Genomic DNA, 12,839 nt, shown 5'->3' with positions numbered 1-12,839 from the left:
CTCCGCAATCGCATTGCTGTTCCGCCGATGCCGGCTCCCTGGCAACGTTGTCACGAACCCAATCAATGTCAGCGGCATTCATGGGAATGATGGCCTGAAATTCTGTTTCGATTCAGAGGCGTAAGGCGCTTTTGGTGGTCTTTGCTACCTAATGCCGGAAAAGTGCGCAGCGGTTTTCCGCCCGGAATTGCATAAAACAAAAAGTTAGAGCGTTTCAACAATTCCGCGAAGCGCTGAAACGCTCTAATTGCCGGAACGCTCCGTCCGCAGCGCGTCCTCGCCGAGCCACCGGCGGATCTTGGCCTCGAGAAGTTCGGGGCTGATCGGCTTCGACATATAATCATCCATGCCGGCCTCCAGGCACATGTCGCGATCGACATCGAGCGCATGCGCGCTGACGCCGACGATCGGCACATGGCACCCCAGCCCGGCTTCTTGCTCCAGCAGCCGGATCATGCCGGCGGCCTGATGGCCGTTCATGACAGGCATGGAGACATCCATCATGATCAGCGAGGGCCGCAACTGCCGCCAGGCCTCCACGGCCTCCTCCCCATTCTGGACCACGAGGAAACGCAGGCCAGTGACCTGGAGAATCTGCGTGAAGACGATCTGGTTGACCTCGTTGTCCTCGGCAACGAGAACATCGATGGCATTGACGGGCCTCGTCGCCATATCCCGTTCGGCCGCATGGATCGCGACCTCGGCTTCGTCCTCGATCGGCAGCTGCGCGGCAACCGCGGCATGACCGCTCGCCCGCTGGCGGCGCGCCATGCGCACGACATCGATGATGGTGTTGCGCAGCACATTGGCGCGGACGGGTTTCATCAGATGCGCCTGGCCGTTCGGTGTGGCGAATTCCTTGTCGCCGCCGACCGCATCCATGGATGTCAGGAAAATCAGCGACACGGCGTCGAAACGGGCATCGGCGCGGATGGTGCGCGCCACCTCGTCGCCATTCATGTCCGGCATGTGATAATCGAGGATCACCGCATCGACGGGCACGCCCATGTCGAAAGCCGTTCGCAGGATCTCCAGTCCCGCCCGGCCGTTTTCGGCGGCGTAGCCGTCAAAACCCCATTGCAGCAACTGCTCGTTCAATATCCGTCGGTTGATGTCGTTATCGTCGATGACCAGGACGCCCGCGCCCTTGACGTTGACCGGCACCGCGCGCGGCTCGCTCCGCGCAGCCACCGGCGGCAGCGGCAGATGCACGGTGAAAACCGATCCCCTGCCCCACTCGCTGTCGACTTCGAGATAGCCGCCGAACAGATCGACCAGGCCCGCGGTGATGGCAAGCCCAAGCCCCGTGCCTTCGTGGCGGCGCGTCGTGGACGCATCCACCTGCGAGAACTTCTCGAAGATGGAATCGAGCTTTTCCCTGGGAATGCCGATACCGGTATCCTCGATCCTGAGCGTCAGCATGACCTCGCCGGCTGAGATCTGCTGGCTGTCCACCTCGACCAGCACATGGCCCCGCTCGGTGAACTTGATCGCGTTGCCGACGAGATTGGTGATGATCTGGCGGAAACGGCCGGCGTCGCCCAGCACCATCGCCGGCACGCCGGGCGCCGTGCGCACCAGAAGCTCGATATCCTTCTCCGCCGCCGGCGACGACAGGAGCGTCGCGACATCCTCCACCGCTTCCGCCGGATCGAAGGCGGCCCTGCGCAGGCGCATCTGCCCGGCATCGATCTTGGAGAAATCCAGGATGTCGTTGATGATCGTCAGCAGCGCATTGCCGGATTTGACGATGACGTCGATGAAGGTCTTCTGCCGGGCGTCGAGATCGGTCTTGGCCAGCAATTCCGCCATGCCGAGAACGCCGTTCATCGGCGTGCGGATCTCATGGCTCATATTGGCGAGGAATTCGGATTTGGCCCGGTCGGCGGCCTCGCTGCGGGCCAGCAGCAGCTGCAATTCCGCCTCGCGTTCCTTCATGTCGGTGACGTCGGTCAGCACCACGGTCCAGCGACGGCTCTCGCTCATTGCCGCTTCGAGCTGCATCCAACGCTCGCCAGCGACGCGGAATACCGTCGAGATCGGCCTATTGGCCGCCACGCCCTCTTCCCAGGCAAGACGCAAGGCTTCCGGATCGGGGCCGAAATCACCGCGCGCCGCGCAATGCTCGAAGGCGGCCGACCAATGCTTGCCGATTTCCAGACTGTCGGCGGGAACGCGCAGCATCTCCTTCAGCGCGTCGTTCGCCAGCATGATGATGCCGTCCTGCACGATCATCAGCCCTTGCGACATGGCATGCGTCGCATCCGTCATCAGATCGCCGAGATGCTCCAGCGCGAGACGGGCCTCGGTGATCTCCTGCGCCTGCCGGCGCACGGAAGAAATGTCGGCATAGGCGATCAGGGTGCGCCCGTTGGAAATGCGGCGCGCGTCCATGATGACGGTCTTGCCGTCGGCAAAGCTGATCTCCGTCTGCAGATGCGCTCCGGCATTGCGGAAGAAGTCGAGCCGCGCCTGATAGATGTCGTCGACGCTGCCGGCATCGATACCGTAGCGACCAAGCTCGAAATGCTTGACGATCAGGTCGCGATAGGGCCGGCCCTCGAAACGCTCTCCCCGCGGGAAGCTCCAGATGTCGTAGAAGGCGTCGTTGGTATATTCGATATCGTAATTGCCGTCATGGATCATCACGCCGATCGGCATGGACCGCAGGATGTTCTCCAGATCCTGATGCAAGCCTTCGGCACGCGCCTGCGCCTCGATCAGCTCCGTCTCGCGCAGTTTCAGCACGGAAATATCGGTCATCGAACCGACGACATAACGCTTGCCGTCCGACGTGACGACGCGGTTGAGGCGCGTCATGATCGGATGCGTCACATGCTGCCGGTCGACCACCTGCCCCTCGAAGGCGAAACCGCGCCCTTCGTTCAGCACCTGTTCGTTTTCGGCGAAGTAATCCTCGCCGCCGGTTTCAAACATCTCGTGTTCGGTCTTGCCGAGCACCTCGGCGCGGCTGAGCCCGGTGATCGCCGCATAGGCCTCGTTGGAATAGACCAGCCGATGCCCGGCGTCGCGCACGAAGGCGGCAACCGGCAGATCCTCGAGGATCGTGCGATAAAGACCGATCTCATCGATCCTTGCGCCGGCATCGCCGGCCGGTTCCCGCTCAGCGGGCGGCATCGCGGCCACGGCCGGCGCGTCGAGAAAGACGCCGAAGACATAAAGGCGACCTTCGGATGGCGAAAAGCTCTCGATCTGCACACGAGACCTGTGATCGCCGGCGGGATCGAAGCATAGGGCCGTCTCCTCGGTGCCGAAGACCAGTGCACGGCGCTCCTTGTCTTCCCGGTCGACCTCCTCGCCGCCGTCGAAGAGATCGCGGCTGCGATTGCCGATAAAATCGGAAACGTCGCGCCGGAAAAAGCGCGCATAGGCCCGGTTGACGGCGACGTAACGCAGATCGCTGTTCTTGACATAAGCGGGCTGATCCAGATCGGCGATCCGGCGGCAGGCCAGCTCCAGCAGTTCACCGTCCGAGTTCAACAGGGGTCCTCTTCTCGCCGCTCATAATCGTTTACGGAACCAAGGCCTATCACGAAGCGCTTTAACAAGCCGTTAACCATATTCGCCGCTCGCGGAGAACGCCGTATCGCAACCTTGAGCCCCACTCTGCGCCGGCCGCTCAAAGGCGAGGACGTCCCCCGATTTCCGGAGCGAAATCAGACTGTTTCATCCGCCCGCGCATGAACAAAATTTAATGTGGCGACGACCGATTTGGCCGCGACTTCGCCCCGTTTCCCGCCCAATTTCGAAGTCGGCTTCGGCTGGGGGGCCTGTGTTCGAGAAAGGAATTTCAATGTCCGTGCTTCGCACCGTAACGACGGCGGGCCTCATAGCGCTGACCCTGGGCAGCGCCGCCTCCGTGACCACCACCAGTGCCGCCGCTTCCGAGCGCGGCGCATTTTTCGGCGGCCTGGCCGCCGGCGTCGTCGGCGGCGCTCTCGTCGCCGGGGCCGCCCGTCCAGCCTATCCGGTCTACCCGGCCTATCCGACCTATTATCGCACCTATCCCGCCTATTACGACGGTCCGGTCTACGAGCGGGTCTATGTTCGTCCGTATCATGGCTGCTACTGGGCCTGGCGGCACAACCGCTGGGGCGAGCCCTATCGCGTCGAGCTCTGCCGGTAAGGTTTAGAAGAGCATCGGGCTCCCACCGATGTCATACTTGCATCGACGATGCCGCCGGCTCTCCCGGCGGCATTTTTATTGCGCCGACCCGTAAGCTTTGCACCCTACCCCTTGACTTTGGCGGCAAATGAGACCAAATGCGCCTCAGCTTTCACCTTCCGGCCGCCGCGTGAGCGTGCCCTGCGGGACTAGACGTACGCAAGAGAAGGACAAAAGCGCTTAGATAATGAGACCGCACCCAAGGCGGTCGGATGCGCTGGAAAGCTTTTTCCAACTTACAAGTTCCCACTTCACGCGGGGTTCTTGACGCCAGAGACAGACCGGACCGCATGGTGCGACCCGGCCTTTTTGCTTTGGCGCCCCCGAAAGGTATTGAATTGACCGATTTTCACTCGCTTGGTCTTTCCAAGCAGATCGTCGATACGCTGTCGCAGAACAACTTCGCCACCCCGACGCCGATCCAGGCGCAGGCGATCCCGCTTGTTCTCCAGGGCCGCGATCTCATCGGCCTCGCCCAGACCGGCACCGGCAAGACCGCGGCCTTCGGCCTGCCGCTCGTCGAGATGCTGCTGAAAAACCCGAAGCGGCCCGACAACCGCACCACCCGCACGCTGATCCTCGCCCCCACCCGCGAGCTCGTGAACCAGATCGCCGACAATCTCCGCCTGTTCGTGCGCAAGACGCAGCTCCGGATCAACGTCGTGGTCGGCGGCGCGTCCATCAACAAGCAGCAGCTCCAGCTTGAACGCGGCACGGACATTCTCGTCGCCACTCCCGGCCGCCTGCTCGACCTCATCAACCGCCGCGCCATCTCGCTCGGCCACGTCAATTATCTCGTCCTCGACGAGGCCGATCAGATGCTCGATCTCGGCTTCATCCATGACCTGCGCAAGATCGCCAAGCTGGTCCCGGCCAAGCGCCAGACCCTGCTGTTCTCGGCCACCATGCCGAAGACCATTGCCGATCTCGCCTCCGACTATCTGACCGATCCGCTCAAGGTCGAAGTCTCGCCTCCCGGCAAGGCAGCCGACAAGGTGGAGCAATATGTCCATTTCGTCGCCGGCCAGAACCACAAGACCGAGATCCTGAAGGAAACCATTTCCGCCAATCCGGATGGCCGCGCCATCGTCTTCCTGCGCACCAAGCACGGCGCCGAGAAGCTGATGAAGCATCTCGACCATGTCGGCTTCGCCGCCGCCTCCATTCACGGCAACAAGAGCCAGGGCCAGCGCGAGCGCGCTCTCAAGGGCTTCCGTGACGGCGAAATCCGCGTTCTCGTCGCCACCGACGTCGCCGCCCGCGGCATCGACATCCCCGGCGTCTCGCATGTCTACAACTACGACCTGCCGGAAGTACCGGATGCCTATGTCCACCGCATCGGCCGCACCGCGCGCGCCGGACGCGACGGCATCGCCATCGCCTTCTGCGCCCCGGACGAAATCCGCCTTCTGCGCGACATCGAACGCCTGATGGGCATCGAGATCGCCGTCGCCAGCGGCGAGGCTCCGGCCGATCGCGGCCGTCCGGCACGCGGCAACAACCGCGGCGGTCGCGGCGGCCAGGGTCAAGGCCAGGGCCGTGGCGGCGCAGGTCAGGGACGCGGCGAAGGCCGCCCCGCCCGTCGCCCGCAGCGTGAAGGCGAAAACGGCGAAGCCCGCGCCCGTGGTGGTGAGCGCCAGGAACGTCGCCATCGCGACGATCGTCCGCAGCGCGAGAACAACCGCAATGCCGATTTCCGGGGCCAGCGCCGCGACGAACGCACGCCGCGCATCGAAGCCGACAACGATCTCGTATCGACCTCGGATTTCCGCCCGGCCCGCAAGCCGCATCACAACGGCCCGGCCAACGCCAATGGCGAAGCCGGCGCCCATCGCGGCCAGCGCCACGCCCATGGCCGACCCTCGGGCCGCCACAATGACGGCGAACAGCGCAATGGCGGCAACAACGGCATGAAGCGCCGTGGCAATGGCGGCCAGCGCCGCGAACGCGCCTGATCGAATGAGGAAGGGGGCCGAACGGCCCCCTTTTTTGTCGCGAAGATTAGGATTTGCCCGGCAAGCCATCCTCGTGGAAGGGCAACGCCGGCCTATAGCGGCTTTCGGAAGAATACGACGCGCCGTGTCTCCTCAAATCCCAGGGCGGCATGGAGCGCGTGGCTGGCTGAATTCTCAAGCAGCGCGTCAGAGCCAAACTCAATACACCCAAGCGACTTCCCCCAATCGGCAACGGCATTGCAAAGCAATCGTGCGATACCCTTTCGCCTGTCAACGGGCCGGACATAAATCCCTTCGAGGAATAGAACGGGCGAGCTGCTGCAGCCATTCACATAATCATGTCGCAAGGTGGCCTCAGCAAACCCGACAGCTTCATTCGCAGCATTTCGTGCGATGAATGCGACGGCTTCTCCGCTTTCCGAAAGAAACACCCGACCCAACTCAGCTCGATGATCTTCGAGCGAGTGATGCGGCCACAGCGCAACGCGAAGCTCCGCCCACGGCTCAACATCTTTTATGGTCCCAATCTCGATAATCGATTCCATACGGTCCCCTTGTTGTACCTAACCTGCGAGCCGGCGAAGGTCTCGCATGAGGACGGAAGTATCGTCCCAAAGATAAGCAACCTGGCCGATCTCCGTGCCGCCGAGCATGATCGGTTCGGCCGCCGCTTGCCGGGCACCCAATCGGTGGTCGAAGCCCCGGTTGGGATTGCAGGTGAGCGCGAATGTCAGTACCCCCTTGCATCCAGCCCCTTCAAGATCACCCGCGACCCTGCTGAAAAGAGACGTTCCTATTCCCTGGCGCTGATAGGCCGGAAGAAGATAGAGCGCGTAGATTTCGCCGTCATGCGTAAAACCGGTGTGGCGACTCGGCCCTCCATTTGCAAATCCGACGACGTCATCCCTCTCGTTGAAGGCAACATGATAACGCACATCAGCGCGTCCGAAATAGCGGCGATGGCGCCGCTCTTGATGGTCGACGGACATGCTTTCCAGAAAATCGGAGGCCAGCAGACCCGAGAAGGTCGACCTCCAGCAATTCACGACGACACGCGCGATATCCGGAAGATCTTCGACAGTCGCCAGCCGGATACCAATTGCCATCAAAGCTCTCTTTTCGAAGAAGGTGAGCGATGCGCTTGCAACCCCTCGCGGCAGTAATTTCGAAATCGCATGGCTCTCACGCAAATCTGGTTTGGATCGGCCGGCCATGTTTGGATTGGCATTGCGTCCAAATCAGATGCCGTGCGGATAGAATGTCAGCATATCGTGGAATTCCCGATTTTGAAGGCAAGGCATTGCATACAACGGCACTCACACGGTCGATGTCGGCAAGGGACTGGGGGCAGCTTCTGCTTCTGGGCGGTCTTTGGGGCGGCTCCTTCTTCTTTGCCCGCATCGCTGTCGCCGAGATCCCGCCGCTAGCGCTCGTGCTTTACCGCGTGTCGATCGCCGCGCTGGTGCTGCATCTGTGGCTGCGCATGCGCGGCATCTCCTTCGCCCCCGTCCTGGCGAGACCCAGCTCCTTCCTGTGCCTCGCCTTGCTCAACAACGTCATCCCCTTTTCCCTGATCTTCACCGGGCAAACGAAAATCGGCGCGGGACTGGCCTCCGTGCTCTATGCGACGACGCCACTCTGGACGATCCTCGTGGCAAACCTGCTGACGGCGGACGAGAAGCTGTCGACCGCCAAGCTTACCGGCGTCGGGCTCGGCATCGCCGGCGCGGCCGTAATGATCGGTCCGGGCCTGCTGTCCGATCTCGGCGGCCCGACCTGGGCCAAGCTCGCCGTCATCGGCGCGGCGATCTCCTACGCCCTTGCCGTCGTCTATGCCAAGCGGTTCCGGGACATCAAGCCATCGGTCGTCGCGGCCGGCCAGCTCACCGCCGCTACCGTCCTGATGGTGCCGATCGTCTTCCTGCTTTACGGAGCCGACGAAATCGTGACCTCAACCCCATCCACCTGGATGGCGGTCGGCATTCTCGGGGTCTTCACGACCGCGGTCGCCTTCATTCTCTATTTCAACCTCATCGCGTCGGCCGGCGCGACGAACGCATCCCTGGTGACGCTGCTCGTGCCGGCGAGTGCGATCATGCTGGGCTCGGTCTTCCTGGGGGAGCGGCTGGAGCCTTACGAGTTTGCCGGACTGGCCCTCATCCTTTCCAGCCTGCTCGTCGTCGACGGCAGATTGTTCCGCCGCTGACGAAGGGGAGCCAATCCGCCTGCCCTATTCGGGCACCACGTCCGCCGTGCGCCGGTTGGTCAGATAGACGCCGGCCACTACGATCAGCGTGCCGATGATGATCGGCAGGGTCAGCGGCTCGCCGAAGGCAATAGCCGCCTCGATGGCAACAGCCGGTGGCATCAGATAGATCAGCGACGCCGCGCGCGACACCTGCCCGCGACGGATGAGATAGAGCAACAGCCCGACCGCGCCCATCGACAGGCCGAAGACCGACCAGACGAGCGCAAGGATCGCCTGATGCGTGCCGTCGAAATGCAGATCCTCGAATGTCAGCGCCAGCGGTACGGCGACGATCAGCGCCCCGACATATTGCAGCGTCGCGATCGTCCGCAAATCGCCGGTCTGCAAATGACGCTTCTGATACAGCGTACCGTAGGTGACCGAGACCATGGCCAGCAGGTTGACGCCGAGCGGGACCGCCGATTGCCAGAGGCTGGCCGCGTCGGAGGCCAGAAGCTTGGGCGATATGGCGATCGCGATGCCGACGAAGCCGAGCAACAAGCCGAAACGCTGCATCGGCTGCAGGCGCTCGCCAACGAGATAGGGCGCGGCCATCGCCGTCATCAGCGGCTGCAGGGCGGCGATGATGCCCGAGATTCCCGCCGGCACGCCCTCGGCGATCGCCCACCAGAGACCGCCGAGATATATGCCGTGCAGGAAGATGCCGGAATAGACGGCGCGCAAGACGCTCGACCAGTCGCGCGGCCATCTGGCGCCCGTGAAGGAACAGAGCAACACAAAGGCAAGTGCGGAAAACCCGTAACGGAGCGTCAGGAAGGTGAACGGCCCCGAATGCATCGCGGCGTATTTCGCGACGATCCAGCCCGTGGACCACAGGAAGACGAAGATTGCCGGCGCGAATTTATCGAGGAGCATGGAGCTATCTGACCGAGGTTGATTTCGCGAGCAGGACCCGGCTTCGGGATTGAAACCGGAACGTCACGCGCCAGGGAGGCACACGCTGATATCCGAAGGCAGGAGAAGCGTCAAAATCGATCCGTTGAACGCAACCATCAATTTTTCTTCACCTCGGCTTCGTCGGACGCGACGAGAGGATGGACAGCGGAATAAGCAGATGCTCAATTTTTGATCGCGCGTTAGAGGCAGTCACCTTTCGTTAACGCATGTGACGGCCGGAAATGCCTGGAAATCCGGCATTTTTGGCGGCTCTGAAATTCGTAGCTCCAACTGCGCATACTTCTTGCATTGTCAAAACTGTTGTATTCAAATGGTAAAAAACATGGGGACCGCGCCTTTGGCATTTGATGAAATGATTACTGCGGATGAAAGTCCGCGCACGCCTTACGAAAAATATTTCGAATGGTACTCCGGCCAGGACAGAGGCCATCTCATTGCCAAATCCCGCGACGCGGAAAACATCTTCCGGAAGACGGGCATCACCTTCGCGGTCTACGGACATGCCGATTCCGCCGAAAAGCTCATCCCCTTCGACATCATCCCCCGCATCATCTCCGGCCGCGAATGGCGCAAGCTCGCCCAGGGCATCGAACAGCGGGTCATCGCCCTCAACGCCTTCCTCGACGACATCTACCACAAGCAGGAAATCATCCGCGCCGGCCGCATCCCGCGCGAGCTGATCGAGAAGAACGACGCCTTCCTGCCGGAAATGATCGGCTTCCGCCCGCCCGGCGGCGTCTACACCCATATCGTCGGCACCGACATCGTGCGTACCGGCGAAGACCAGTTCTATGTGCTTGAGGACAATGCCCGCACACCCTCCGGCGTCAGCTACATGCTGGAAAACCGCGAAACGATGATGCAGATGTTCCCGGAGCTGTTTCATCAGAACAAGGTGCAGCGCGTCGAGGACTATCCGCTGCTGCTGCGCCAGAGCCTCGCCTCGCTCGCCCCTCCCGGCTGCACCGGCAAGCCACGCGTCGCGGTGCTGACGCCCGGCATCTACAATTCCGCCTATTACGAACATTCCTTCCTCGCCGACATGATGGGCGTCGAGCTGGTCGAAGGCTCCGACCTGCGCGTCATCGACGGTAAGGTGAAGATGCGCACCACCCGTGGCTACGAGGCGATCGACGTGCTCTATCGCCGCGTCGACGACGACTTCCTCGATCCCCTCACCTTCCGCCCGGATTCCGCTCTCGGCATTCCCGGCATCATGGACGTCTATCGCGCCGGCCATATCACCATCGCCAATGCCCCCGGCACCGGCATTTCCGACGACAAGGCGATCTATTCCTACATGCCGGAGATCGTCGAATTCTACACCGGCCGCAAGCCGATCCTGGAGAACGTGCCGACCTGGCGCTGTTCCGAACCCGACAGCCTGCAATATGTGCTCGATAATCTAGCCGACCTCGTCGTCAAGGAAGTCCATGGCTCCGGCGGCTACGGCATGCTCGTGGGACCAACCGCCTCGAAGAAGGAGCGGGCGGAATTTGCCGATAAATTGAAGAGCAGGCCGAACAATTACATCGCCCAGCCGACCCTTTCGCTGTCGACCGTGCCGATCCTCGTCAACAAGGGCATCGCGCCCCGGCATGTCGACCTGCGTCCCTATGTGCTGGTATCCGACAAGGTGCGGATCATTCCCGGCGGCCTCACGCGCGTTGCCCTGAAGGAAGGCTCGCTGGTGGTCAATTCCAGCCAGGGCGGCGGCACCAAAGATACCTGGGTTCTGGAGGACTGAACGGACATGCTGGGAAGAACCGCGAATGGCCTCTACTGGATGTTCCGTTACATCGAGCGCGCCGAAAACATCGCCCGCCTCGTCGATGCCGGCCAGCGCATGTCGCTGACGCGCAGCGGAGCAGTCGAAGACGATTGGGACGGCGTGCTGCAAAGCGCCGGCGTCCGCGAAGCCTATAACGAGGTACACGGCAAGCTCTCGGGCGCCGATGCGATCGACTATCTGATGCGCGACCGCTCCAATCCGTCGAGCGTGATGTCGTGCATCGAATATGGCCGCAACAATGCCCGCATGGTCCGCACGGCGCTGACCCGCGACACCTGGGAAGCGACCAACGAGTGCTGGATCGAGCTGAAGACGCTGCTCGGCAAGCGCCTGAAGACCGCCGAGCTGCCGGAGACGATCGACGTCATCAAGCGCCGCGCCGGATTGATCCGCGGCGCCTTCCACGGCTCGATGCTGCGCAACGAGCTCTACAACTTCGCCCGCATCGGTACCTTCATCGAACGCGCCGACAATACGGCCCGCATCCTGGATGTGAAATATTACGTCCTGCTGCCGTCGGTCTCGCATGTCGGCTCCTCGCTCGACAATGCGCAATGGGAATCGATCCTGCGCTCGGTCTCCGCCCATCGCGCCTATAAATGGGCCTACGATCCGGAATACAAGCCGGCCAATATCGCCGACTTCCTGATCCTCAACAGCCAGATGCCACGCTCGCTCGCCTATTGCTACGACAAGATCGTCAGCAATATCAGCTATCTGGCGCTGGAGCACAACAAGCGGCTGCCGGCGCACGATACCGCCGACGCCATCTGCGAGCTGCTGCAGAAGCTCACGATCAAGAACATCATGGATCAGGGCCTGCACGAGTTCCTGGAGGATTTCGTGTCGCGCAACAACAAGCTGAGCGCGGAAATCTCCGACGGCTACCGGTTTTATCAGTAAGCGGATGACACTATGAGACTGACGATCAGCCACATCACGGAATACCGCTACGACGAACCGTCGCAGTTTTCATTGCAGCGCCTGCGGCTGACGCCCCGCACCGGTCCCGGCCAGACGGTTCTCAACTGGAAGCTGACGGTGGAAGGCGCCCATCCGGAGGTCGAATATGACGACCAGTTCGCCAACCGCGCCACGCTTGTCTCGCTCGACGGCGAACAGCAGACGACGCGGATCGTTGCCAGCGGCGAGGTCGAGACCGAGGATCTGAACGGCGTGACCGGCCAGCACAGCGGTTTCAGCCCACTCTGGCTTTTCCTGCGCGAGACACCGCGCACCAAGGCCGGCAAGCTGACCAAGGAATTGCTGCGCGGCCTTTCCGGCGACAACGAACTCGGCAAGATGCACGCCTTGATGAGCGCAATCCACAAGGCGGTGGACTACAAGCCCGGCACCAGCGACACCGAAACAACAGCCGAACAGGCACTGGAAAAGAAGAGCGGCGTCTGCCAGGACCATGCCCATATCTTCATTGCCGGCGCTCGAGCTCTCGGCATACCGGCGCGCTACGTCTCCGGCTACCTGATGATGGAAGGCAAGAACGAGCAGGCCGCCACCCACGCCTGGGCCGAAGCCCATGTTCCGGGCCTCGGCTGGGTCGGCTTCGACCCGGCCAACGACGTCTGCCCCGATGCCCGCTACGTCCGCATCGCGACAGGCCTCTGCTATCGAGATGCGGCTCCCGTCTCCGGCATGCGGATCGGCACGCCGGGCGAGACCCTCACGGTGAAGGTGACGGTGGCAACCCAGGGGCAGAGCCAGAGCCAGAGCTGATAACGT

10 protein-coding genes are annotated in these 12,839 nt (G+C 62.2%); 6 read left to right on the top strand and 4 right to left on the bottom strand.

Going from position 1 to position 12,839, the window contains the following annotated elements; all coding sequences use genetic code 11:
- Positions 1-243 precede the first annotated feature (243 nt).
- Entirely contained in the window at positions 244-3,501 is a 3,258-nt protein-coding gene (locus FHX11_RS00145) for a response regulator (protein ID WP_184353839.1), read from the bottom strand.
- Between the two features lie 313 nt (positions 3,502-3,814).
- Here FHX11_RS00145 and FHX11_RS00140 point away from each other — a divergent pair, with 313 nt between their 5' ends.
- Together FHX11_RS00140 and FHX11_RS00135 are read left to right on the top strand one after the other, a co-directional pair.
- Entirely contained in the window at positions 3,815-4,147 is a 333-nt protein-coding gene (locus FHX11_RS00140) for a hypothetical protein (RefSeq protein WP_184353838.1), read from the top strand.
- Positions 4,148-4,476: 329 nt separating this feature from the next.
- Complete coding sequence (locus FHX11_RS00135; protein WP_184353836.1) at positions 4,477-6,141, top strand: DEAD/DEAH box helicase; 1,665 nt, start codon at positions 4,477-4,479, stop codon at positions 6,139-6,141.
- Positions 6,142-6,233: 92 nt separating this feature from the next.
- Here FHX11_RS00135 and aac(6') read toward each other — a convergent pair whose 3' ends face one another.
- Together aac(6') and FHX11_RS00125 are read right to left on the bottom strand one after the other, a co-directional pair.
- On the bottom strand, positions 6,234-6,686 hold the full coding sequence (gene aac(6'), locus FHX11_RS00130; protein WP_184353834.1) for an aminoglycoside 6'-N-acetyltransferase: 453 nt from the start codon (positions 6,684-6,686) through the stop codon (positions 6,234-6,236).
- An 18-nt stretch (positions 6,687-6,704) separates the two neighbouring features.
- Positions 6,705-7,355, bottom strand: coding sequence for a GNAT family N-acetyltransferase (locus FHX11_RS00125; protein ID WP_184353832.1), 651 nt, complete (start codon positions 7,353-7,355; stop codon positions 6,705-6,707).
- A gap of 113 nt (positions 7,356-7,468) precedes the next feature.
- Here FHX11_RS00125 and FHX11_RS00120 point away from each other — a divergent pair, with 113 nt between their 5' ends.
- Complete coding sequence (locus FHX11_RS00120; RefSeq protein ID WP_184355727.1) at positions 7,469-8,347, top strand: DMT family transporter; 879 nt, start codon at positions 7,469-7,471, stop codon at positions 8,345-8,347.
- Between the two features lie 24 nt (positions 8,348-8,371).
- Here FHX11_RS00120 and FHX11_RS00115 read toward each other — a convergent pair whose 3' ends face one another.
- On the bottom strand, positions 8,372-9,265 hold the full coding sequence (locus tag FHX11_RS00115) for a DMT family transporter (protein ID WP_184353830.1): 894 nt from the start codon (positions 9,263-9,265) through the stop codon (positions 8,372-8,374).
- A 379-nt stretch (positions 9,266-9,644) separates the two neighbouring features.
- Here FHX11_RS00115 and FHX11_RS00110 point away from each other — a divergent pair, with 379 nt between their 5' ends.
- Genes FHX11_RS00110 through FHX11_RS00100 form a run of 3 tightly spaced genes read left to right on the top strand, consistent with a single transcriptional unit; the run spans position 9,645 to position 12,833 of the window.
- Positions 9,645-11,054, top strand: coding sequence for a circularly permuted type 2 ATP-grasp protein (locus FHX11_RS00110; RefSeq protein WP_184353828.1), 1,410 nt, complete (start codon positions 9,645-9,647; stop codon positions 11,052-11,054).
- A 6-nt stretch (positions 11,055-11,060) separates the two neighbouring features.
- Complete coding sequence (locus FHX11_RS00105; RefSeq protein ID WP_184353826.1) at positions 11,061-12,002, top strand: alpha-E domain-containing protein; 942 nt, start codon at positions 11,061-11,063, stop codon at positions 12,000-12,002.
- A gap of 12 nt (positions 12,003-12,014) precedes the next feature.
- On the top strand, positions 12,015-12,833 hold the full coding sequence (locus FHX11_RS00100; RefSeq protein WP_184353824.1) for a transglutaminase family protein: 819 nt from the start codon (positions 12,015-12,017) through the stop codon (positions 12,831-12,833).
- The last annotated feature ends 6 nt before the right edge of the window (positions 12,834-12,839 follow it).

It is taken from the genome of Rhizobium sp. BK602 (assembly GCF_014195095.1).
Classification (GTDB): domain Bacteria; phylum Pseudomonadota; class Alphaproteobacteria; order Rhizobiales; family Rhizobiaceae; genus Rhizobium.
This window is presented reverse-complemented; position numbering and strand designations above follow the sequence as displayed.

Coding starts and splice junctions, on each gene's coding strand:
- FHX11_RS00140 (WP_184353838.1), top strand. CDS start 3,815: ATGTCCGTGCTTCGCACCGTAACGACGGCGGGCCTCATAGCGCTGACC.
- FHX11_RS00135 (WP_184353836.1), top strand. CDS start 4,477: ATGGTGCGACCCGGCCTTTTTGCTTTGGCGCCCCCGAAAGGTATTGAA.
- FHX11_RS00125 (WP_184353832.1), bottom strand. CDS start 7,355: ATGGCCGGCCGATCCAAACCAGATTTGCGTGAGAGCCATGCGATTTCG.
- FHX11_RS00120 (WP_184355727.1), top strand. CDS start 7,469: ATGTCGGCAAGGGACTGGGGGCAGCTTCTGCTTCTGGGCGGTCTTTGG.
- FHX11_RS00115 (WP_184353830.1), bottom strand. CDS start 9,265: ATGCTCCTCGATAAATTCGCGCCGGCAATCTTCGTCTTCCTGTGGTCC.
- FHX11_RS00105 (WP_184353826.1), top strand. CDS start 11,061: ATGCTGGGAAGAACCGCGAATGGCCTCTACTGGATGTTCCGTTACATC.
- FHX11_RS00100 (WP_184353824.1), top strand. CDS start 12,015: ATGAGACTGACGATCAGCCACATCACGGAATACCGCTACGACGAACCG.